This window comes from Pseudomonas brassicacearum (assembly GCF_003732265.1).
Lineage (GTDB): Bacteria > Pseudomonadota > Gammaproteobacteria > Pseudomonadales > Pseudomonadaceae > Aquipseudomonas > Aquipseudomonas brassicacearum_D.
This window is the reverse complement of record NZ_MOBK01000006.1, coordinates 586,486-609,946: the sequence shown is the minus strand read 5'-3', so window position 1 is coordinate 609,946 and position 23,461 is coordinate 586,486. Positions and strand designations below refer to the sequence as shown.

Here is a 23,461-nt window from a genome sequence, read left to right as displayed (position 1 = left end):
GCATCCTTGCCGCGGTGCCCCCTACGCAACGCCTGCATTCGGCCTCTGGGAAAGGGGCAACAGATCAAGATCAACGTCAAAAACCGAAGCAACGGCAACGGCAAGATCAACAGCTTCGCGAGCAAGCCCGCTCCCACATTTGAACAGGATGCATCCCCGGGAGATTGGTTGACTGTCAGGCCGCCATCGCAGGCAAGCCAGCTCCCACAGGGATCGTCTACATCGGATAGATATTGGTCGGCTGACAGGACGCCATCGCTGGCAAGCCAGGCTCCTACAAATAGATCGGTGTACAGCCCTTGCTTCTCACCACTCAACAGGCCGAGCGTTAGCTCGCCTGCAGCTTTTGATGTTGAGGCACCGCCCCCTCGAGAGGCCGAGTGGAGGTTCTGCGCAGTGGGCAACCCGGCAAGGATGCCGGGTTAGCCGCCCCCGGCCATGGATGGCCGATGGCGGCGGGCCCACGGAGCAGGACCGGAGCGAGAGCATGCCGAGCCTAGGCGAGGCACCGAACGAAAGGGGCAAATGCGCTTTGGTTACTTTGGCGCTCTTCCAAAGTGACTCGCTGTAAGAGCGAAACCATAAGCCGCCGTTACCGCAGAAACGGATATGTACACAGACCGAGAAAAAAATCAGTCCGGCAACCACCCCCACAACCAGTGCTGAAGATTATCCCCGCGCAACATGAAATCCCGATGCACCGCCTCACGCAGTTGATCCCCCATCCGATAACTAGCATCCGGATCCGCCAGGTGCATGCGAATCGCCTGCAACCACTCCTCCGTGCTATTGCTCAAAATCTTGGTGCAAGGCAGAAACCCGTCATACGCACGAGTATCCGTGCAGATCACCGGATACCCACAAGCTCCATACTCCAGCAACCGCAAATTACTCTTGCAGTCGTTGAAGATATGAAACTCCAACGGCGCCAACGCCAAATCAAGGTTCAGACTCGCCAGCTTGTACGGGTAACTTTGCAGATCGATCGTGCCATGGAACTCATGAATGTACGGACGCAAAGCCTCCGGACACATGCCAAAGAAAACCCAATCCACCTCGTTCGCCAACTCACGAACCACGTCGGCAATGATCTCCAGGTCGCCGGTATGACTCGTACCACCACCCCAGCCAACCCGCGGCTTTTTCGAGGTGCGGCGCTGACTGGTCAACGTCGCCCACGGCTCCGGTGGCAACATATTGGGCACCACACGAATCTCGCTGTGCATGCTCGACAACACATCAGCCAGCGCCTGCGTGGTCACCACCACGCGATCACACAGACCAATACCCTCACGCAACATCTGCTCCGTGTTGGCCGGTTTGTTGCGCGCGTGGCTGTTCTTTTTCGGCGTGCTGACAATGTAGTCATCCAGCTCGAAAATCCGCAGCGCATTGGAGTACTTCTTCATCCGCAGAATGTCGGCTGCCGAACCTTCGCTGTAGCGCCCCTGCAAAATAATGGTGTCCGGCGACAGGCGCTCGATTTCCACCGTCGACGGCGACTCGTAAGCCACCCGCGAAATGACCCGCCCCGCCGCCTCAAGCTCCGCCAGCGGCGCGGTCACGCGGTAATGCCCGATCGCCGACTCGTTGACCGGCAGGCCGAGAATCAGCGGCAAGTCGCGGTGGCAGAACGGGTTCCAGTTGTGACGCAGCGAAGGCTCCAGGCTGAAGCTCGCGACGCCGAGGGTCAGCGCCGGGTTGTACGCCGGATCACGGGAGATTTTCGGCAGCCACTTCAGGTAGAAACATTCCTGCTCGGCCACCTGAGCCTGAACATCGACCTGCGTCAGGGCTGGCGCAGTGTCTTCACCCATCATCACAGTCGCAAAAGGCGTCCAGACGATCAGGTAACCGTTTTTATCGGCCCTCAGGCACAGGTCAACACCACTGAGCCCCAAGTTGAATTCAGCCTCATCCAGCTGACCGAGGCTGTCGAACACTTCTTTACGCACCATCAGGCAATCACTGCTGACCGCGCTCCAGTTCTGCGCCACTTGCAGGCGCTGCATGTAGCCACGCGCACTCGCATGCTCGCCGATAAACGCCGAAGTGGCGGGCCCGGCCAACCCTAGAATCAAACCGGCGGAGACAATCGCACCATTGGAATTGAGCAACCGCGCACCGACCACGCCCACTTCCGGACGCTGTGCGTGGTTGAGCAGTTCGGCGAGCCAGTCGCCGGCATAAATCACGCTGCGCGGGTTGAGCGTCAACAGGTACTCGCCCCGCGCCTGGCTGGCGGCGAAATTGACCAGAGCGGCCTCGCCGAAACGCCCGTCATAACGCAGGACGCGCAGCAACGCGGCGCCCAGTTGAGACATTGCGCCCAGCCACTCGGCCATCGCCGAATCGCCCTGCCCTTCATCGACAATCAGGATTTCGTACTCGGTGTACGAAGTCTGCTCGATCAAGCTTTCGGTGCAGCGCTGCAAGGCCCCCAGCGAGGTGCCCGCGGCGATGATGATCGAGACCACCGGCCGGTGCGCGTGCAGGTAATCGATGCGCTTGAGCAGCGGCAAATCGACGTTGCGAATCCGGTGTTCCAGACCGATGCGGTCAAGGTGGGCACTGACGACGGCTTCACTGCCTTCGATCACCTCAGGCAACGATAGCCAATCGGCGTAAGTCTGTGTCGACTCCACCTGAATCTCGGCGATGTGCTCGATGGTGTGCAACCCGGCTTCTTCCGCCAGGCGCCAGAGCAAATCATGCGGGGCCAACTCGCCGTAAGCCGAATCAAAACCGCCCACCGCCAAAAAGCGTTGGCGCTCGAATGCAAGGGTCCGACCGACGTAAGGGTAGGAACGCATGAGGTCAAGGTTGAAGCCTGGTTTGAACACCGGCTCGGCGGACTCACCTTCCACCAATGCACCTTCATCGCTGTACGCGCAGAGCATGCCCGGCGTGCCGGCAATGCGTTCAGCCAACACCAGCAAAGACGACTCGCGCAAGGTGTCGCCCGCGCGCAGCAGGTAGAACCAGTGCGCGCCTTCCAGTTGCGGAATCACGCCATTGAGTTGATGGGCCCAGTTGTCCTCAAGCGGCAATTGCAGCACGTTATCGGCGCCATCGCAGTCCGCGTTGGACAGCACGACAACCGCTTGCGGCGCATACAGTTGCGTGCCGAGGCTGGCCAGCGTGGCGTTCAGGGCGACGCTGTCAGACTCGGTGTCGATGATGATCGGCACCAGGTTCGGACGCACGGCCCAACGGCTGATGGTTTCCGGCATGTGCCGGGTTTCCGCCGGAGTGAAGTGGCGGCTTGCCAGCCACTCGCGGTAGAACTCGGCATAGCTGTCGCTGCTTCCGCCCACACGACCGTTGACCACGGTGTTGCGGCTGCCCAGCACGCGCACCACGCACAACTCTTCCCACTGGCGCGGTTCTTCAAGGGCCTTGCTCAGTTCGACGCAGCGCACCCAACCTGACGCCGGGGCTGATTCGCCACCGCGCGAGGTCAGCATTTGCATCAGCCATTCCCATTCCTGCACCGCGGCACGGGTCATTTCCGTGGTCTTGCTCAGGCGTTCCGGGTACAGGCGCTCGGTGCTCTGCACGGTGTTCAGCACCGCCATGTTGCCGCGACGCAGCAGGCACACGAACAAGGCGAAATCGAGCATCGCGACAAAGCCCGTGCCTTCCTGCGTCAGCGCCGGCAATAGCTCCAGCACATCGGCACGGCGCATCAGGGTGGAGCTGAAGTTGCCGATGAAGTTCTTCGGCGTGTTCTCGAAAATCTCCAACATGTCATCGCCCTTGAGCACTGCATCAAGGGGCGAAAAACGGCAGTTATCGATGCGTGGCGGCAGGATGAAATTGTTCGCGTCGCTCATCATGCGCAGGCCGCACACGAGGGTGACTTCGGGATAGTCGATCAGCGCCTGGGCTTGCAACTCGATGCTCGGCACGAACAGACGGTCGTCGTCGCACAGCACTTTGATGAACTCGCCTCGCGCTTCCTTGACGCAACGCAGCACGTTCTTTTGCAGACCCAGACGCTTGGGGTTGCGCAGGTAACGAACGGGGTGTGCAGGGTCGGCAAAGGACTTGACGATCTTGTGGATTTCGTCGGAGGACGAATCGTCACAGATGACGATTTCAACGTTCTCATAGCTTTGAGCGAGCGAACTTTCCAGCGCCTGACTGAAGAAGCGCGGGTTGAAGGCGGGGATGACGATGCTGACTAGAGGGCGTTGATTCACGACAGAACTCTCGAGCGGCGCGCCTCTGCCCTTTCAGGCAGAGGCTGCGGAACCGCTTAGAAAAAGACGGTTGGTAGCTCGACAGGCACAGACTCAGATCTTGTTGAACAAGCCCAGTTGAGCAATCTTGCTGAAGGCCAGTTGCGACGCTTGCAACATGGTTTGCTGCAAGGTCAGGCGAGTCATCACTTCGGCCGGATCGGAATCGCGGATCGCCGACTGGGTCTGGGTGTTGGCCAAGACCAGGCTCTGGTTGGTTGCGCTCTGGGTATCCAGCGCGTTGCCGCGACCGCCCACCGAACTCAGAGAACTGGACAACTGATCGCTGCCGCTCGCCAGGTTGCCGATGCCCGAGGCCAGTGCTGCCTGAAACTTCTGGATCGCGATCGGGTTGTTATTGAAGGGTGTGTTGAGCGCGGTTTTCAGCTGGTTCACGGTTTCCAGAATGTTCTGGGTTTCGTGGGTGTTGACCGCCACGCTGAACTGATCACCGGCACCCGGCGTACCGGCCAGGGTGAAACTCACGCCCGAAGCGGTGGCGACACCAGCAACCACAGTGCCGGAAGACACAGGCTGGCTGTTAGGCGTCAACGGTGCGGCATACAGGTCGAACGCGGTGGCGCTGGTGAACTTCATCACCGCCGAACCGGTCGGGAAACTGGCGTGGTAATTCACCGGGTTGGTGATGTTGCTGGCGGTGACCTGAGTCGCGGTCGGGTTGCCCGGGCTGCGGGTCGCCGTGAAGGTGTCAGGCTTGGCCGCCAGGGTAAAGGTGTGGCCCGGCAACACGGTGGCAGCGGTATCACCGGCCGCCAGGTTGATGTTCAGGTTCAGGTCGACACCACGGAACGACACGGTCTGGCCGGTTTTGGTGGTCGGGTCGAACGCACCGCCCTGGCTCGCTTCGGCGGTCACGTCGTTGCCGCCCGAGTCGGTGATTTTCAACTGGGTGCCGCTGACGAAATCGACGGTGTACGGCTCGCCGGCGCGGAACTTGTTGTTGTAGGTCACGCTCGACGACACCTGACCGTTGGACAGGACGACGCGACCGTCATCCACCGCTGGCGCGGTCATCGTGACCTGGCTGCGGCTGGTGTTGATCGCCTGCTGGAACACTTCCCAACCGGTGCTGTTGGTGGCCATCGACATGGTGTCGCCAATTGCCAGGTCGAGGGTGACCTGGTCGCCATTGTAGCTGTAGGTGCCGTCGGCGTTTTGCGTGAACGGGACGGTGTCACCCTTGGAACCGGCGAAAATGTACTTGCCGTTCTCGTCCTTGGTGTTCATCAGGCTCAGCAACTGACCTTCGATCTGGCCCAGCTCGGAAGCGTTGGCCTGACGGTCGGCGTCGGTGTAACCGGCGTTGCCGGCACCGATGGCCAGTTCCTGGGCGCGCTGCAACACGTTGGTGATGCTGGTCATGACCGACTCGGTCTGGCCCAGGGTCGCCTTGAGGGTATTGGTGTTGGCTTTGTACTGATCAAGCATCGACGCCTGTTGACCCAATTGCAGCAGGCGCGAAGCACCGACCGGATCATCGGCCGCGGTGTTGACGCGAACCAGGCTGCTTGCCTCTTCGCTGCTCTTGACCACGTTGGAGAAGTTCTTCTGATAGTTGGCAGCAGAGGACTCGTAAAACTGGGCGGTAGAAATGCGCATGGGCTACGACTCCTTAAAGACTGTTGATCAGTGTGCTGAAGATTTCTTGCGCAGCTTTGATGATCTGCGAAGAGGCGGTGTAGTACTGCTGGTATTTGACCAGGTTGCCGGTTTCCTCATCGAGGTCGACACCGGACAACGAGTCGCGGGCATTCTTGGCGTTGTCCAGAATCGCTCCGGTCGCCGCGCTGTCGAGCTTGCCCTGGGCTGCCTTGGCGCCAACACCCTCAACCAGTTTGCCGTAGGCATCTGTCAGGGAAATACCTTTACTGGCGGAACCGGTGTCCACCACCTGCTTGGTCTGCAAGCCGGCCAGCGCGGTGCCGTTACGGTTGTCCAGGGTGCCTGGCTGCGCGATGTTGATATCGATCGCGGTGCCCGTGCCTGGCGAACCGGCCACGGTCATGTCGAAGCTGACGGTACGCTGTACGGCGGGCGGGCCCGGGTCCATGATCGGCGCACCCGTGCCGTCCTTGAGAGGCACGGTCAGGCTCATGGTGTTGTTCTGGTTCGGCTTGATGGTGCCGGTGCTGATCTGCACGCCTTTGGCGTCGAGCAACTGGTAAGGCTGGCTGGAACCATCGGCCGCTGCGGCACCGAACACCACTTTGACTGGCATGGAGGTGTTCATGCCGTTCTGGATAAGGGCGGTCGTGGCCGTGTCGTAGATGTCGAACTTCGTGGTCAGGGTTGGTTGACCGCTGGACGAGATGGTCAGGGTGCCACTACCGCCCGGCGCAATCGCCGCGCTCAACGGTGCCGCAATGGCCAGACGCTTGGAGTCGGTCATCTCGGTCTTGATGTTCGTCGCTGCGTTGCGGGTCGGTGTGATCTTGAACGTGTCGCCGGCCGCAGCCCCGCCACCACTGAGCTTCAACGAGAAACCGTCAATCACCGGCGGCGGCGTGGTCAGGGTGCTGAAAGCGCCCATCGCCGTACCTTCCGGCAGGCGCTGCACGGTGTAGTTGGTGGCGCTGGTGAAGGTGACTTTGTAATCGTTGATGGTCAGCTTGCCGCTGTCCTCGATGCTCACATCGAAGTCGCCGGAACCGACGCTGTTGCCGACAGTGGCAACACTGCGGTCGGCCATCTGTGCAGCGCTGTTGATGCTGTTGAACAGGTTCGAACCGAACGCACCGTTCTTGTCGATGCCTTGGGCTTGAAGGCTGTTCATCTGGTCGGCAACTACCAAGGCCACGCGGCCCAGTTCGTTCATGGCCGGGTCCAGCACGGTGCTGCGATAGCGCAGCAGACCGCCCATTTCGCCACCGGTCATTACCGAAGTAATGTCAACGGTGCTCGAACCACGGTTGAGCTGAATGCCCAAGCGCGATGGATCAGCCTGGCTCGGCACCATTTGCAGGGTGCTGGCGGTGCCGCCCATGACCAGCGGCTGGCCGCTGCCCAGGTACACATCAAGGTTACCGTCGCGCTCGATGACTTGTGCGCCGGTGAACGTCGAGAGCTGACGCACGGTTTCGTTGCGCGCGTCGAGCAGCTCGTTCGGCATGCCGCCGGCCTTGGAAACTTCGGAAATCTTCTGGTTCAACTGCGCCACGGTGGCGGCGAGTTTGTTGACCTGATCGGCCATGTTCGTCAGGTTGCCGTTGATGTTCGCGTTCTGCGCGGTCAACTGGGCGGACACAGAGTTGAAACGGTTGCTCAAGGCCTGGGCATCGCTGAGCAGCAGCTGACGGGATGCATCGTCACCCGGCTTGGCGTTGACGTTCTGCACCGAGGCAAAGAATTTGGTCAGTGCGCCGTTGAGGCCGGTGCCGCTGTCCGACAGCAAGGCGTCGAGCGGGCTGATCTGCCCGGCGTAGGCGGCCGCATCGCTGTTGAGCGAAGTGGTGGTCTGCAATTGCGCATCGAGGTAGCTGTTGTAGACGCGACGCACATCGGCCAGGGTCGTGCCGGTGCCGATGTAGACATTGCCAAAATGATTCGAAGCTTTGGTGCCCTGCACGGTTTGCTGGCGTGAATAACCGGCGGTGTCGGCGTTGGCAATGTTATTGCCGGTAGTCATCAACGAGGATTGGCCAGCGGCCAGACCCGACATCCCGATATTGAGCAAACTCATGGTTCAGACCTTATGCCTTGTGCCTATAGAGGCGTGGTGGAAGCGCCCGCCGCAGCGTAGTTTTGGTAACTCGTCATCTGTTTGGCTATCTGCGAGATCTTGCTTGCGTAAGCCGGGTCGGTTGCATACCCGGCTTTCTGCAACTCGCGTACAAACTGTTCTGGGTTATCGGCCGACTTCACAACATCTTGATAGCGATTATTGGTTTGCAGCAAAGTCACGAGGTCGTGGAAGCTGTCTTTGTACGAGTCGTAGGAACGGAACTCGGCCGTCTCCTTGACCATCTCTCCGTTGCGGAATTCGCTGGTGATGGCTCGCGCCGAATCGCCCTTCCAACTGGTGCCGGCCTTGATGCCGAACAGGTTGTGACTACTGCTGCCGTCCTGGGCACGCATGACCGATTTGCCCCAACCGGTTTCCAGTGCCGCCTGGGCCACCAGGTAACGCGGATCGACGCCGATGCGCTCGGCAGCTTCCTTGGCCATCGGCAGCATGGTATTGACGAATTCGTCGGCGGAGCTGAAGGCTTTCTTCGGTGGTGCCAATGGAATCTGCGCCATGGCACGGCCGTAAATCTGCATTTGCCCGCTCGACTTGTTGTCCGCTTGCGAGGCCAGCCAATCGCCGTTGAACAGCGGGCCGGCGCCGGTCGTGGCCGTCGTCGTGGCGCGCTCAGGCAACAGGGTTTTGTTCGGCGTCGCAGCGGCAGTCGTGGTGGCCGAAGGCACCAGACCGGCGAGCAAGCGATCCGCCAGTTTGGGCGGCAAGGCCAGACGGCGCTGATTGATCAGCTCCATGTCATTGCGATGACTGCCCTCGCCTGACGGCGCCTTCACCGAACGCGACGCCCACAACGGACGCTGACCATTGAGCCGCGACAGCGGACCGTCAGTGGCCACGGTGCCCGCCGCAATCGGCGTTGGCACGGCGGCTTTCGCCGCTTCCTGCTTGGCCGCGGACATGGCCGCCGCCTCGCCCGGCGCCAGCGGTTTGTTCTTCGACATCTGCCGCATCAGCACGTCCGCCAGACCAATACCACCGCCTTCGCGGGACATGGAAATGGCCAACTGCTGGTCGTACATTTCCTGGTACTGCTTGGCCGCCGGCGTGTTGAGCGGGTTGTCCTTGCCCAGCGCTTCGGTGGCCGAACGCATGGACTTGAGCATCTCACCGAGGAACAGCGATTCGAACTCCTGCGCCACTTTGCGCATGTTGCCGTCGCTGTTCTTGTCGCCCACCTTGAGCTGGTTCAGGCGATTGAGGTCCGAATAGGAACCGGAGTCGCTGCTGCTGACCAGACCGCTCTTGCGCATATCCATGACAGCCGTCCTCAGATCACGATCAGGTCGGCTTGCAATGCGCCAGCCTGTTTCAGTGCTTCGAGGATCGCCATCAAGTCACCCGGCGCCGCACCGACCTGGTTCACCGCCCGGACGATTTCGTCGAGGGTGGTGCCCGGACCGAACTTGAACATTGGCTTGGCTTCTTGCTGCGCGTTGACCCGCGAGCGCGGTACGACCGCCGTCTGACCGTTGGACAGAGGGCCAGGCTGGCTGACAATCGGGTCTTCGGTGATGGTCACGGTCAGGCTGCCGTGGGTCACGGCGGCTGGTGACACCTTGACGTTCTGGCCAATCACGATGGTGCCGGTGCGCGAGTTGATGATGACTTTCGCCACCGCCTGACCCGGATCGACTTCAAGGTTTTCCAGGATCGACAGGTAGTCGACACGCTGACTCGGATCAAGCGGCGCGCTGACGCGAATCGAACCGCCGTCAATGGCCTGGGCAACGCCCGGGCCGAGCATGTTGTTGATCTTGTCGACAATGCGCTTGGCGGTGGTGAAGTCCGAACGGTTGAGGTTCAGCGTCAGGCTATTGCCCTGGTTGAAACCACTCGGCACCGCACGCTCCACCGACGCACCACCAGGGATACGACCGGCCGACGGAACGTTGACGGTGATCTTCGAACCGTCACGACCTTCCGCATCAAAACCACCGACCACCAGGTTGCCCTGAGCGACGGCATAGACGTTGCCGTCGATACCTTTGAGCGGGGTCAACAGCAAGGTGCCGCCGCGCAAGCTCTTGGAGTTACCGATGGAGGAAACGGTGATATCGATCTGCTGACCCGGCTTGGCAAACGCCGGCAAATCCGCACTGATCGATACCGCTGCAACGTTCTTCAACTGCACGTTACCCGAACCCGGCGGCACCTTGATACCGAACTGCGAGAGCATGTTGTTGAAGGTCTGCAGGGTGAAAGGCGTCTGCGTCGTCTGGTCACCGGTGCCGTTAAGCCCGACCACCAGGCCGTAACCGATCAGTTGGTTGGAACGCACGCCGGAAATACTGGCGATATCTTTGAGCCGCTCGGCCTGCGCATTGAACGCGGCGGACAGCATCAGGGCGGCCACCATGAGGTGTTTAAGATTCAAACTGGCCACCTAGAAAGGGAACAGCGGGCTGAGGAAGAAACGGTCGAACCAGCCTGGCTGACTCGCATCGGCAAACGAACCGGTGCCCGAGTAGGTGATGCGTGCATCGGCGACGCGGGTCGACGACACGGTGTTGTCGGTGGCGATGTCATCAGCGCGCACCAGGCCGGCAATCCGCACCAGCTCGTCGCCGGTGTTGAGGGTCATCCACTTCTCGCCGCGTACCGCGATGATGCCGTTGGGCAGCACATCAGCGACGGTAACGGTGATCGAGCCGGTCAGGGTGTTGCCCTGCGCCGCCTTGCTGTCACCCTTGGTCGCGCGGTCGCCTTCATAGCTGGCGTCCAGACTCAGGTCGCCACTGCCGAACGGGTTGTTGGTGTTGGGCGTGGAGCCGAACAGCGAGCTCAGGCCGATGCTGGCCTTGCTGTTCTTGCCAATTTGCGAGTTGGCGTTTTTGCTCGCCTGGGTCTTCTCGTTCAAGGTAATGGTGATGATGTCACCGACCCGGAACGCCTTGCGGTCGCCGTACAGGTTCTGTTCAAAACCGGCCTGATAAATCGAGCCATTGTTCGCGGCAGCCGGCAACGGCGTGCGCGGCAACACCGGCGCGTAATACGGGTCATTGGGCTTGGGCGTCGATGGGACGCAGCCCGCGAGCACAACAGCCCCACTCAGTGCCAGAACAGATACAAAGCGATTCATGACCCTACCTCACGGTGTTGCAGGCGACCTCATGGTCGCCTCATAGACTTGATTACAGATTCTGCGTTACGAACGAGAGCATCTGGTCGGCGGTGGAGATCACCTTGGAGTTCATCTCGTAGGCGCGCTGAGTGGTGATCATGTTGACCATCTCTTCAACAGTGCTGACGTTGGACGTTTCCAGGGTGTTCTGCAGCGTGGTGCCGAAACCGTTCAGGCCCGGAGTACCGACTTGCGGCGCGCCGGAAGCAGCGGTTTCCAGGAACAGGTTGTTACCCACGGCCTGCAGGCCGGCCGGGTTGATGAAGTCGGCGGTTTGCAGGTTGCCGATCACCTGGTTGGCCGGGTTACCCGGAACGGTGATGGACACGGTGCCGTCGCGACCGACCGTGAAGGTCTGCGCGTTGTTCGGAATGACAATGGCCGGCTCCAGGGCGAAGCCGCTGGCATTCACGACCTGACCGTTGGAGTCGAGGTGAAAGGTACCGTCACGGGTGTAGGACGTGGTGCCGTCTGGCTGCAGGATCTGGAAGAAACCGCGACCGTCGACCGCCAGGTCAAGTGGCTGCTCGGTGGTTTGCAGGCTGCCGGCGGTGAAGTTTTTCTGGGTACCGACGATGCGCACACCGGTACCCACTTGCAGACCCGACGGCAGTTCGCTGTCCTGGGTCGACTGGGCGCCTGGCTGGCGCTTGATCTGATAGAGCAAGTCCTGGAACTCGGCGCGGTCACGTTTGAAACCCGTGGTCGACACGTTGGCCAGGTTGTTGGAAATAGTGGTCAGGTTGGTGTCCTGGGCGGACAGACCTGTTTTGGCAACCCATAGAGCCGGAAGCATTCGATTCTCCTCGTGCGCCTGTTTTACGGCGCGACGTTCTGATAATTAGCTGATCTGCAAGACCCGAGCCATGGCCTGGTCATCGTCTTTGGCGGTGTTCATCATCTTGATGTGCAGCTCGAACTGCTTCGACAAAGCCAGCACCGAGGTCATTTCTTCCACGGCGTTGACGTTGCTCGACTCGAGAAACCCGGACACCAGTTTGACGCCGGCGTCGGCTTGCGCCGGCTTGCCGTCCTTGGTGTGGATCGAACCATCCAGGCCTTTGGTCATGTTCTTCAGGTCAGGGTTGACCAGTTTGATGCGGTCGACTTCAGCCATCACGCGCGGGCCTTCGCCCATCGCACGGATGCTGATGGTGCCGTCTTCGCCGACTTCGATCTGCTGCTCGGGCGGCACGGCGATCGGACCGCCATTGCCCATCACCGGCATGCCGTTACCGGCACGCAGCACGCCCAGGGCGTCCACGTTCAGGCTGCCGGTGCGCACATAGCTTTCAGCGCCATCGGGAGTCTGCACGGCGATCCAGCCGCTGCCTTGCACCGCAACATCGAGGTCACGACCGGTTTCAACCAGCGAACCAGGGGAGAAGTCGGTGGCCGGGCGTTCGGTCATCGCAAACGCACGCGCCGGAAAGCTGTCACCAAACACCGGCATCGAACGGGCCTGTTCCAGGTCCTTCTGAAAACCGTTGGTGGAGATGTTTGCCAGGTTGTTGGCATGAGCCTTCTGCGCCAGTGCATTCTGGCTGGCGCCGGTCATTGCCACATAAAGGTACTTATCCACACTCTTTCCTCTGCATGCCGGACGTTTGCCGCCCACCGCTGTACTGATGAGCGATAAGCAATTTGCAGACCAACTTTTTTTTGGCGGCGCCGGGCCCGGCAAACAAAGGACTTGAGGGATTTCAGAGGGGAATGGGGGATTGTGTCAAAGTCGAAAAACCGGCGGTGTTATGCCGGTGGGTGGCAACTGTCGGCCTTTGGCAACCAACACACCCTCTGAGGATGTTTACAGTTTGTGGCGAGGGGGCTTGCCCCCGTTCGGCTGCGCAGCAGTCGTAGATCCAAGCAACTCGGTAGGCCTGACAGATTGCTGGCGTTGCTTCGCAACCCAACGGGGGCAAGCCCCCTCGCCACAGAAGCTCCCTCGCCACAAAGTGGACACGACCACTGCTTATGCGCCCGGTTCTTTGCCGACATCGTACTCACGCAACTTGTTGGCGATGGTCGTATGCGAAACCCCCAACCGCTTGCCCAGTTGCCGACTGCTCGGATGCTCGGAATACAACCGCTCCAGTACCGCTTTCTCGAAGCGCCCGACAATCGCATCCAGCCCGCCCTCCAGCGAGAAATCGCCAAGCGGCTGACGCACGCCGTAATCCGGCAGACGAATATGTTCGGCCTTGACCGTCCCGCCCTCACACAACGAAACCGCCTGGAACAACACGTTTTCCAATTGCCGGACATTGCCCGGCCAATGGTAATGACTGAGCCGCTCCATCGCCGCCGGTGCCAGTTTCGGCAGCGGGCAACCGATCTGCCGACTGGCCTGGTCGAGGAAGTGCTCCACCAACGGCGTCAAACCATCGAGGCATTCGCGCAGTGGCGGGATGTGCAGCGAGAGCACGTTCAAGCGGTGATACAAATCCTGGCGAAACTCGCCCCGCGCGCACAACTCGGACAGATCCACCTGGGTGGCACAGATCACCCGCACATCCAGATACACCTCTTCATCACTGCCGACACGACGGAAGCAGCCGTCCTGCAAAAAGCGCAGCAATTTCACCTGCAAACGCGGGCTCATTTCCCCCACGCCATCGAGAAACAACGTCCCGCCCGCCGTCAGTTCCAGCAGGCCAAGCTTGCCTTCGGCGCGCGCGCCTTCGAAGGCGCCGGGGCCATAGCCAAACAATTCGGTCTCCGCCATCGACTCCGGCAAACCGGCGCAATTGAGCGCCATCAACGGCGACTGCCCGCGCGGGCTGGCGAGGTGGCAGGCGCGCGCCAGCAATTCTTTACCGGTGCCGGTTTCCCCTTCTATCAATAGTGGCGCATCCAGCGGTGCCATGCGCCGCGCTTCGCGCACCACCGCCGCCATGACTTTCGAGCTTTGGAAGATGCTGTCGAACCCGCGCAGTTCCTGCTTGCGCACGTTGTAGATGCGCTCCCCTACCCGGTCGGCGCGGTGCAGCGTCAGCACCGCACCGGCCATGGCTTCGCTGTCGTCATGCTCGGATTGCAGCGGCGCAATGTCGGCCAGAAACACATCACCCTTGACCTTGACCCGTAGCCCGTTGATCCGCGACTTGTTGGCGCGCACCAGTTCCGGCAAATCAAAATCCTCGGCGTAACGCGACAGCGGAATCCCCGGCACCTCATCCACCCGCACCCCGAGCAACTGAGCTGCCGCCCGGTTGGCGGCGACGATGGAGCCGCCCATGTCGATCGACAACACTGGAAACTCCAGGGCACCGAGCAAGGCATTGAGCTCCATGTGCCGACGCTCGCTGGGCATCAGCCCGACCCGCTTGACGCCGAATACACCGGCAATCGATTCGAATTTCGGACGCAGGGCCTGGAACTGGATATTGATCAGGTTCGGACAGTGCAGGTAGATCGCATTGCCATGCTCACCGCCGACCTCACCACGGGCGACGTTGATCCCGTATTCCACCAGCAAGTTGAGAATGTCGCGCAGGATGCCGATGCGGTTCTGGCAGTGGACTTTGATACGCATATAAAGGCCCGAAGAAAGGGAATCGAGGCCCCGCGCTAGGATTTTTCTGCACAGGGGCCAAGTTGGTCGTCAAGATTATGTGACACCCGGACGCCATTTCAAACCCGCAAATCTCAATAGCTGCGCCTTGGCGGCCAATCCGTAACGAATACTTTACGAAAAACAGCGAATATTCCTACAAAGAGCACCGAACACCTGCTGCACCGCCGCACGCCTTGGGGTATTTCTAGGTCCATAGCAGCACATAACAAGAACGAAATCCCCTCGCAGGAGAGCAGCATGAAGCAGACGCAGTACGTGGCTCGCGAGCCCGATGCGCAAGGTTTTATCGACTACCCCGCTGAAGAACACGCGGTGTGGAACACGCTGATCACTCGCCAACTGAAAGTGATCGAGGGCCGTGCGTGCCAGGAATACCTGGACGGTATCGAAAAACTCGGTCTGCCCCACGACCGCATTCCGCAACTCGGTGAAATCAACAAAGTCCTCGGTGAAACCACCGGTTGGCAAGTGGCCCGAGTCCCGGCGCTGATCCCCTTCCAGACGTTTTTCGAATTGCTGGCGAACAAGCAGTTTCCGGTGGCGACCTTTATTCGTACTCGCGAAGAGCTGGATTACCTGCAAGAGCCGGACATTTTCCACGAGATCTTTGGCCACTGCCCGCTGCTGACCAACCCCTGGTTCGCTGAATTCACCCACACCTACGGCAAACTTGGCCTGCAAGCGACCAAGGAAGAACGGGTGTACCTGGCGCGCCTGTACTGGATGACCATCGAGTTCGGTCTGGTCGATACCGCCGAAGGCCTGCGCATTTACGGCGGCGGCATTCTTTCTTCGCCAAAAGAAACCGTTTACTGCCTGTCGAACGAACCTGAGCATCAAGCGTTCGATCCGCTGGAATGCATGCGCACACCGTATCGCATCGACATCCTGCAACCGCTGTACTTTGTCCTGCCGAACCTCAAGCGTCTGTTTGATGTGGCTCATGAAGACATCATGAGCATGGTCAAGCAAGGCATGCAGCTGGGCTTGCACACCCCGAAATTTCCGCCAAAGGCTGCGTGATCCGCAGCTTTTAGAAACACGTGAGCCTGTCAGGAACCGACGCTTTGGTTTAGCGTGGTGTCACTGACGGCCGATTTCCAATTATTCGATTTCAGGAATTCAACATGTCCACATTGAACCAAGCCCACTGCGAAGCCTGCCGCGCCGATGCCCCTCAAGTCAGCGACGAAGAGTTGCCGATCCTGATCAAGCAGATCCCGGACTGGAACATCGAAGTCCGCGACGGCGTGATGCAGCTGGAAAAGCTGTTCCTGTTCAAAAACTTCAAGCACGCACTGGCGTTCACCAACGCTGTCGGTGAAATCTCCGAGGCTGAAGGTCACCACCCGGGCCTGCTGACCGAATGGGGCAAAGTCACCGTCACCTGGTGGAGCCACTCCATCAAGGGCCTGCACCGCAACGACTTCATCATGGCCGCGCGCACTGACGAAGTGGCCAAGGACGCCGAGGGCCGCAAATAATGCATTTTGACGCCATAGGTCGAGTTCCCGGCGATCCGATTCTCGGCTTGATGGAAGCCTATGCGCAGGATCCGAACCCGCGCAAATTCGACCTCGGCGTGGGCGTCTATAAAGATGCCCAGGGCCTGACGCCGATTCCGCAGTCGGTGAAGCTGGCCGAGCAGCGCCTGGTGGATCGCCAGACCACCAAGACCTACATCGGTGGTCACGGCGAACCGGCCTTCGGCAAAGCCATCAGTGAGCTGGTGCTCGGCGCGGACTCCGCGCTGATCGCCGGTCAACGCGCCGGGGCGACCCAGACCCCGGGCGGCACGGGCGCATTGCGCTTGAGTGCCGACTTCATCGCCCAGTGCCTGCCGGGCCGTGGCGTGTGGCTGAGCAACCCGACCTGGCCGATCCACGAAACGATTTTCGCGGCGGCCGGGGTCAAGGTCAGTCATTACCCATACGTGGGCAGCGACAACCGCCTCGACGTCGACGCGATGCTCGCGGTACTGAGCGAAGCGCCGAAGGGCGACGTGGTGTTGCTGCACGCCTGCTGCCACAACCCGACCGGTTTCGATCTGTCCCATGACGACTGGCGCCGAGTGCTGGACGTGGTGCGCAGTCGCGATCTGGTGCCGCTGATCGACTTCGCCTACCAAGGCTTCGGCGATGGACTGGAACAGGATGCCTGGTCGACTCGTCTGTTCGCTGACGCGTTGCCGGAAGTGCTGATCACCAGCTCCTGCTCGAAGAACTTCGGCTTGTACCGCGACCGCACCGGCGCGCTGATTGTCTGTGCAAAAACCGCTGACAAGCTCGTGGACATCCGCAGCCAACTGGCCAACATCGCCCGTAACCTGTGGTCGACACCACCGGATCATGGGGCTGCCGTGGTCGCAACCATTCTTGGCGACCCGGAGCTGAAAAGCCTCTGGGCCGACGAAGTGGAAGGCATGCGGTTGCGCATCGCCCAGTTGCGCAGTGGCCTGGTTGAAGCACTGGAGCCGTATGGTTTGCGTGAACGCTTTGCGCACATTGGCGTGCAGCGCGGGATGTTCTCGTACACCGGGTTGACGGCGGTGCAGGTTAAACAGCTGCGCGATCATCACAGCGTGTACATGGTCAACTCCGGCCGGGCCAACGTGGCAGGGATTGATGCGACGCGCCTGGATTTGCTGGCTGAAGCCATCGCTGAAGTCTGCAAATAACCCCAGCCTTCACACAATCAAATGTGGGAGCGGGCTTGCTCGCGAAAGCAGTGTGTCAGTCGATATCAACATTGACTGATTCACCGTATTCGCGAGTAAACCCGCTCCCACATTTGTTTTGCAGCGCTCCCACCTACAGACCTGTCTAGACAATCCCATCCGTCGCAACAAATGGATATAAAAGTCTGATTGTCATTTTCAGTGCTGTATCCTGCCCAAGCTTTTTAAAAGCGCGGATCTACCAGATCTATCAACAGACTTTGCGAGGAGCGCGAACCATGCACGAGATCCCTAATCTCCCCTTCCCAAGCCTGCACGAAACTGAGCAGACAACCACGCAACAAGCCGGCGCCCAACAGCCCGAGCCCAAAGAAGCCACTGAACGCCGCCAGGCCGACAGCGAAGACTGAAACACCCGCAATGCCAGACCGTGTGGAAAGCGCTAACATGCGCTTTCCACACCGCCTGAACCCTTGAGCTACACACCATGACCGACGAATTCAATGAGAGCCAGGCCAGCGTCCTGATCGGCACCGCCGAGAAGATGATCGAGATCTGGAATCGTCTCTCCCCCGAGAAACAAGCCGCGCTGCTCGCCCGCTTCGGCACCCAGGAAAACGCTTTGGCCGCCCTGGTCACAACGCAACTGGTTGCCCCCACCAAGCCCTGATTCAACCCGCCCGGCAAATAGTTTTACTTTTTCCACGACCCGCGAGCGCTCGCGCCGTTATCATAAGCAGCCTATCTATCCTGCTTTCCCGTGGACCTTTACCCATGTCTGAAAACCAGCGCCCCCTGGCGGTCACGCTGCAAGTCGTTTCCATCGTTCTGTTTACCTTCATCGGCTACCTGAATATCGGCATTCCCCTGGCCGTATTGCCCGGCTACGTCCACAGCGACCTGGGTTTCGGCGCGGTGATCGCCGGTCTGGTGATCAGCGTGCAATACCTGGCCACCCTGCTCAGCCGGCCTTATGCCGGGAAAATCATCGACAACAAGGGCAGCAAACTGGCGGTGATGTACGGTCTGGCCGGTTGCGGCTTGAGCGGCGTGTTCATGCTGGTTTCAGCCTGGACGCAAAGCCTGCCGACCGTGAGCCTGATCAGCCTGTTGATCGGCCGCCTGGTGCTCGGCAGCGCGGAAAGCCTGGTCGGCTCGGGATCGATTGGCTGGGGCATCGGCCGGGTCGGCGCGGCCAACACCGCCAAGGTGATTTCCTGGAACGGCATCGCCAGCTACGGCGCACTGGCCGTCGGCGCGCCGCTGGGGGTGCTGCTGGTTCATCAGCTGGGCTTGTGGAGCATGGGCGTAAGCATTGTGTTGCTGGCCGTGCTGGGCCTGGCACTGGCCTGGCCAAAAACCGCCGAGCCAATCGTGGTCGGTGAGCGCCTGCCGTTCATGCATGTGCTGGGTCGGGTGCTGCCACACGGCTGCGGTCTGGCGTTGGGCTCCATCGGTTTCGGCACCATCGCCACCTTCATCACCCTGTATTACGCCACGCAGCACTGGGACAACGCGGTGTTGTGCCTGAGCTTGTTCGGCGCCAGCTTCATCGGCGCGCGCCTGCTGTTCGGCAACCTGATCAACCGCCTCGGCGGGTTTCGCGTGGCAATTGCCTGCCTGTCGGTGGAAACCTTGGGGTTGCTGCTGCTGTGGCTGGCGCCTGATGCCCATTGGGCATTGGCCGGTGCGGCGCTGAGCGGTTTCGGATTTTCGCTGGTCTTCCCGGCGCTGGGTGTGGAAGCGGTCAACCTGGTGCCGGCTTCCAGTCGTGGTGCGGCGGTCGGGGCTTATTCGCTGTTCATTGATTTGTCGCTGGGGATTACCGGGCCGTTGGCCGGTGCCATTGCGGCCGGGTTTGGTTTTGCTTCGATCTTCCTGTTTGCCGCGATGGCCGCGCTGAGCGGTTTGGCATTGAGCGTTTACTTATACCGGCAAGCGCCGAAGCAACGCGAAGCGCGGGCGCGTTAAAAATCGACCTTGCCGCGCCCGGCCTTGATGCTGCCGCGTTTGGTCTTGGATTCGAGTCGACGTTTTTTTGAACCCAGCGTCGGCTTGGTCGGGCGACGCTTCTTTTCGACCTTGGTCGCGCTGAGGATCAACTCGATCAAGCGCTCCAGCGCATCGGCGCGATTGGCCTCCTGCGTCCGGTATTGCTGGGCCTTGATGATCAACACGCCTTCGCTGGTGATGCGACTGTCGCGCAGCGCCAGCAACCGTTCCTTGTAGAACTCGGGCAAGGACGAGGCCGGAATGTCGAAGCGCAGGTGCATGGCGCTGGAGACCTTGTTGACGTTCTGCCCGCCGGCGCCTTGCGCGCGAATGGCCGTCAACTCGATCTCGGCATCCGGCAGATGCACGTTGTTGGAAATCACCAGCATGGAAAAGCGTCCGTATTCAGAGTGCGCAGGATACCGCGAATGCGATTTGCGACACGCAGAAGATCAACTGTGGGAGCGAGCCTGCTCGCGAAGTGGCCGTGTCAGTTCACATCATTACTGCCTGACACACCGCTTTCGCGAGCAGGCTCGCTCCCACAAGGGTTTTGTGTGAACCCTGAAAATGACAAACCCGGCACAGTGGCCGGGTTTGTTGTTTCTGCATACGGCGTTACTTCACCGAAGCCTGCAACGCATGCTGCGCACTGCGCTTGTTCTTGATGCCGTAGCAGACCCACATGAACACGACCCACACCGGAATCGCGTACACCGAGATCTGGATCCCCGGAATCAGCAGCATCACGCACAGGATGAACACCACGAACGCCAGGCAGATGTAGTTCCCGTACGGGTACCACAGTGCCTTGAACAGCGGCGTTTGCTGGGTCTTGTTCATGTGCTGGCGGAACTTGAAGTGCGAGAAGCTGATCATCGCCCAGTTGATCACCAGGGTCGCAACCACCAGCGACATCAGCAGTTCCAGCGCGTTTTGCGGGATCAGGTAGTTCAACAGCACCGCAATCAGCGTTACCGCCGCCGAGGCGAGGATCGAACGCACAGGCACGCCGCGCTTGTCGATTTTCGACAAGGCCTTTGGCGCATCGCCCTGCTCGGCCATGCCCAGCAGCATGCGGCTGTTGCAGTAGGTGCCGCTGTTGTACACCGACAACGCCGCGGTCAGTACCACGAAGTTGAGGATGTGCGCGGCGGTGTTGCTGCCGAGCATCGAGAACACTTGCACGAACGGGCTGCCGCTGTAGGAATCACCGGACGCGTTGAGGGTTGCCAGCAGGCTGTCCCATGGCGTCAGCGACAACAGAATGACCAGTGCGCCGATGTAGAAAATCAGGATCCGGTAGATCACCTGGTTGATGGCTTTCGGGATCACGGTTTTCGGCTTGTCGGCTTCAGCCGCGGTGAAACCGAGCATTTCCAGGCCGCCGAAGGAGAACATGATGATCGCCATGGCCATCACCAGACCGCTGACACCGTTCGGGAAGAAACCACCGTGTGACCACAGGTTGCTGACCGATGCTTGCGGGCCGCCGTTGCCGCTGACCAGCAAATAGCTGCCCAGGGCAATCATGCCGACGATGGCCACGACCTTGATGATCGCGAACCAGAACTCGGCCTCGCCAAAGACTTTGACGTTGGCCAGGTTGATCAGGTTGATCAGGACGAAGAAGCCGGCTGCCGAGACCCAGGTCGGGATGTCCGGCGCCCAGTAGTGGATGTATTTGCCGACCGCGGTCAGCTCCGACATGCCCACCAGGATGTACAGGATCCAGCAGTTCCAGCCCGACAGGAAGCCGGCGAAACCACCCCAGTATTTGTGTGCAAAGTGGCTGAAAGAACCGGCGACCGGCTCTTCAACGATCATTTCGCCGAGCTGGCGCATGATCATGAACGCGATGAAGCCGCAGATGGCGTAGCCGAGGATCATCGACGGGCCAGCGGATTTCAGGACCCCGGCCGAGCCGAGGAACAAACCGGTACCGATCGCGCCACCGAGGGCGATCAGTTGAATGTGGCGATTTTTCAGGCCGCGCTTCAGCTCGCCTGACTGCGAGTTTTGTCCACTCATGAAAAGGGTCTCACGTTCTGCATCGTTACAACGTTCATGCGTCACCTGTTTGTTTTTATCTGTGACGAAATCGAACCCGGCACACTCGTGGCGTGGCGGAGTGAACAAGGCGGATAGCCTTGAGGTTTGCGCTTTTGCGCAGGAGGTCACAGGTAAAACGCGGCGCATTGTACACCGCTAACCCCCTGCTGCCAGACCCGCTGGATCAGCGAGTTGTAAGCCGGGATTGCCGGTGTCCGCCCCGAGTATCCCGGGCGGCTGCAAATAAAGAGTCAGACCCTTGCGGGCCATCGACGGGAACGATTGAAGAATCGCCCCACGGGGAGAGTTGGGTTTGAATCACGGCGTACATTGCGCCTCCTTCTTGTTATGCACCTGCACGACAGGCATGGGGCGCATCTGACCCTTCCTGCGCCGCTGAAACAAGCGGGCCAGAGCCTTGGGCGATGGTTGATCGGATTGATTTCGGCAGGTTTTCCTTACACCCGTACCGCAAGCGTCAACCGACAGGGTTTCAGGCGATATTTCGTCAGCATTTCTTTACAAGGCGTAACGATTATTTTCCGAATCGGATTTATCTGTAGGACGACTGCAAATTGACGATAGGAAGCTTCCTAAGGATAAAGACGAGTTAGTTTTTGTTTTCTATTAATAAATAATAATTAAAAAAACAAACTAAACAGTTCAGTGAAAATCTTATTTGATTATTTTTTTGCATTATAAAAATCTCTCAACTAGGTTTGCAGCGACTTGCCGAGCCGCATCGACCGGCAAGTTGTTTCTACTCAAAAGTCACTAAGGAGTTTCACCATGCAAGCACTGGATAAAGACTTGGAAACTGAACTGCAACTGGATGATTGGTTTGAAGCACCGACCCATGAAGCCGCCGTAGAAATGATGCAAGCCGACGCGGTAGTTCCGTTCGGCACGGCGATGTGGCCTCTGTAAGACCTCCCGGCAGGCGTAATCCGGCCGGTTGTGCCTGCCACTTTTTCGCAGTTTGTCACGGAGGACAGCATGGATAAGCATCGCGCCATTAGCCATTTCCTTTACTACCTCGAACAGCACCCTGCCCTTGCCGGCATCAACCCGGCGAAGGTCTTGCTTGGCCACACTGCCGATTACGAGGCGCTGACCGGTGCCATTGCCGAACACGCCGATGGCCGCCAACCCTTCCGTTTCAACACGCTACGCCTTGATCTGGAACCCACGGCTTTGCTGGCCCAGGCCATTGCCGACAGCGATCTGTACATTTTTTTCTACGACTCTTCCACGCTGCCCAACCCACGCCCCGAAGGCCCGGAATTTGTCCGCGCACTGCAGGGCGTGATGGCCGAGAGCTGGAAGAAATCCCTGCTGTTCAAGGATTACGGCGATTACTTCTACGACACCTTCAGCGTCACCCCGCAACGCATTGCCGGGTTGAACAGCCATTTGATCCAGCGCCTGTCCCAGGCCACGATGTTAAGTTTCAAAGATGAACACGGTTCCTGGTTTGACACTCCGCTGAACAGCATTAAAAAGTGGACTGACATCAACGGTGTCGGCAACTTTGATCTGGCACCCGGTGAAATCGCCACGCACAGCGATGCGATTAATGGACGAGTGAAATTCATGGGGACTTTTCTCAGTACGATTCCATTTGCCCGTAAATATGGAGTATTGGAATCACCGCTGGAGTTATGGATCGAGAACTCGACCATCCGCAAAATCGCCACCGAGGTGCCGGGGCTGGAGCATGACTTCAATAAATACCTGGAGGCCAATCCGTCGAATCGAAGAATTGAAGAGCTGGGGATTGGCACCAATGAGGGGGTGAAAGCCTTGTATGCGCGCAATGCCGGGTTCGAGGAGCGCCATTGCGGGCTGCACCTTGGGTTGGGCGGTGGCGCCAAGGGTAGCCATCATCTGGATCTGATCTTCTCCAGTGGCGTGTTGGCGCTGGATGATGAGGCGGTGTTTGATGGGCGGTTTGTGTTCTAAATGATCGTTCCCACGCTCCGCGTGGGAACGATCAGTCAGGCAAAAAAAACGCCATCCCGAGGGATGGCGTTTT

The 23,461-nt window shown here is 59.7% G+C and carries 19 protein-coding genes; 8 read left to right on the top strand and 11 right to left on the bottom strand.

The annotated features are described in order from the left end of the window. Window positions 1-632: 632 nt before the first annotated feature. The 9 genes from BK660_RS15565 to BK660_RS15525 form a co-directional block, all read right to left on the bottom strand. Complete coding sequence (locus tag BK660_RS15565) at window positions 633-4,205, bottom strand: glycosyltransferase (protein ID WP_123434017.1); 3,573 nt, start codon at window positions 4,203-4,205, stop codon at window positions 633-635. A 93-nt stretch (window positions 4,206-4,298) separates the two neighbouring features. After that, window positions 4,299-5,864, bottom strand: coding sequence for a flagellar hook-associated protein 3 (locus BK660_RS15560; protein WP_123434016.1), 1,566 nt, complete (start codon window positions 5,862-5,864; stop codon window positions 4,299-4,301). Window positions 5,865-5,877: 13 nt separating this feature from the next. Next, complete coding sequence (gene flgK / locus BK660_RS15555; RefSeq protein WP_123434015.1) at window positions 5,878-7,944, bottom strand: flagellar hook-associated protein FlgK; 2,067 nt, start codon at window positions 7,942-7,944, stop codon at window positions 5,878-5,880. Window positions 7,945-7,967: 23 nt separating this feature from the next. After that, the gene (flgJ, locus tag BK660_RS15550) at window positions 7,968-9,263 is read right to left on the bottom strand and encodes a flagellar assembly peptidoglycan hydrolase FlgJ (protein WP_123434014.1); all 1,296 of its coding nucleotides are present in this window, start codon (window positions 9,261-9,263) and stop codon (window positions 7,968-7,970) included. Window positions 9,264-9,274: 11 nt separating this feature from the next. After that, window positions 9,275-10,363: a flagellar basal body P-ring protein FlgI gene (locus BK660_RS15545; protein WP_123434013.1), complete on the bottom strand. Its 1,089-nt coding sequence runs from the start codon at window positions 10,361-10,363 to the stop codon at window positions 9,275-9,277. A 27-nt stretch (window positions 10,364-10,390) separates the two neighbouring features. Continuing rightward, window positions 10,391-11,086 carry a flagellar basal body L-ring protein FlgH gene (flgH, locus tag BK660_RS15540; RefSeq protein WP_123434012.1) on the bottom strand — a complete coding sequence of 232 codons (696 nt, stop codon included), beginning with the start codon at window positions 11,084-11,086 and terminating at the stop codon, window positions 10,391-10,393. Between the two features lie 52 nt (window positions 11,087-11,138). Further along, window positions 11,139-11,924, bottom strand: a complete 786-nt coding sequence (gene flgG, locus BK660_RS15535) for a flagellar basal-body rod protein FlgG (protein WP_123434011.1) — start codon at window positions 11,922-11,924, stop codon at window positions 11,139-11,141. A gap of 45 nt (window positions 11,925-11,969) precedes the next feature. After that, window positions 11,970-12,710 carry a flagellar basal body rod protein FlgF gene (locus tag BK660_RS15530; RefSeq protein WP_059181392.1) on the bottom strand — a complete coding sequence of 247 codons (741 nt, stop codon included), beginning with the start codon at window positions 12,708-12,710 and terminating at the stop codon, window positions 11,970-11,972. A gap of 390 nt (window positions 12,711-13,100) precedes the next feature. Further along, window positions 13,101-14,663 (bottom strand): sigma-54-dependent transcriptional regulator, encoded by a 1,563-nt coding sequence (locus tag BK660_RS15525; protein ID WP_123434010.1) that lies wholly within the window; start codon window positions 14,661-14,663, stop codon window positions 13,101-13,103. Window positions 14,664-14,942: 279 nt separating this feature from the next. Between BK660_RS15525 and phhA the strand changes: the two genes are divergently transcribed. From phhA to BK660_RS15500, 6 genes are all read left to right on the top strand, one after another. Continuing rightward, window positions 14,943-15,728 (top strand): phenylalanine 4-monooxygenase, encoded by a 786-nt coding sequence (phhA, locus tag BK660_RS15520; RefSeq protein WP_027922317.1) that lies wholly within the window; start codon window positions 14,943-14,945, stop codon window positions 15,726-15,728. 104 nt (window positions 15,729-15,832) lie between these two features. Beyond that, on the top strand, window positions 15,833-16,189 hold the full coding sequence (locus BK660_RS15515; RefSeq protein ID WP_027922316.1) for a 4a-hydroxytetrahydrobiopterin dehydratase: 357 nt from the start codon (window positions 15,833-15,835) through the stop codon (window positions 16,187-16,189). Next, window positions 16,189-17,382: an amino acid aminotransferase gene (locus tag BK660_RS15510; RefSeq protein WP_123434009.1), complete on the top strand. Its 1,194-nt coding sequence runs from the start codon at window positions 16,189-16,191 to the stop codon at window positions 17,380-17,382. Before BK660_RS15515 ends, BK660_RS15510 begins: the two co-directional genes overlap by 1 nt. A gap of 278 nt (window positions 17,383-17,660) precedes the next feature. Further along, window positions 17,661-17,792: a hypothetical protein gene (locus BK660_RS33030; RefSeq protein ID WP_010461912.1), complete on the top strand. Its 132-nt coding sequence runs from the start codon at window positions 17,661-17,663 to the stop codon at window positions 17,790-17,792. Between the two features lie 77 nt (window positions 17,793-17,869). Next, window positions 17,870-18,052 (top strand): hypothetical protein, encoded by a 183-nt coding sequence (locus BK660_RS15505; RefSeq protein WP_123434008.1) that lies wholly within the window; start codon window positions 17,870-17,872, stop codon window positions 18,050-18,052. A gap of 104 nt (window positions 18,053-18,156) precedes the next feature. Beyond that, window positions 18,157-19,353: an MFS transporter gene (locus tag BK660_RS15500; protein WP_123434007.1), complete on the top strand. Its 1,197-nt coding sequence runs from the start codon at window positions 18,157-18,159 to the stop codon at window positions 19,351-19,353. Here the strand turns inward: BK660_RS15500 and arfB are convergent. After that, complete coding sequence (arfB, locus tag BK660_RS15495) at window positions 19,350-19,763, bottom strand: alternative ribosome rescue aminoacyl-tRNA hydrolase ArfB (RefSeq protein ID WP_123434006.1); 414 nt, start codon at window positions 19,761-19,763, stop codon at window positions 19,350-19,352. The genes BK660_RS15500 and arfB overlap by 4 nt on opposite strands. A gap of 229 nt (window positions 19,764-19,992) precedes the next feature. Then, window positions 19,993-21,405 carry an amino acid permease gene (locus BK660_RS15485; RefSeq protein ID WP_123434005.1) on the bottom strand — a complete coding sequence of 471 codons (1,413 nt, stop codon included), beginning with the start codon at window positions 21,403-21,405 and terminating at the stop codon, window positions 19,993-19,995. Window positions 21,406-22,215: 810 nt separating this feature from the next. Here BK660_RS15485 and BK660_RS32605 point away from each other — a divergent pair. Both BK660_RS32605 and BK660_RS15480 read left to right on the top strand, forming a co-directional pair. Beyond that, a complete protein-coding gene (locus tag BK660_RS32605) occupies window positions 22,216-22,353 on the top strand; it encodes a hypothetical protein (protein WP_170219177.1) in 138 nt (45 codons plus the stop codon). A 69-nt stretch (window positions 22,354-22,422) separates the two neighbouring features. Beyond that, window positions 22,423-23,388, top strand: coding sequence for a M29 family metallopeptidase (locus BK660_RS15480; RefSeq protein ID WP_123434004.1), 966 nt, complete (start codon window positions 22,423-22,425; stop codon window positions 23,386-23,388). Window positions 23,389-23,461 lie beyond the last annotated feature (73 nt).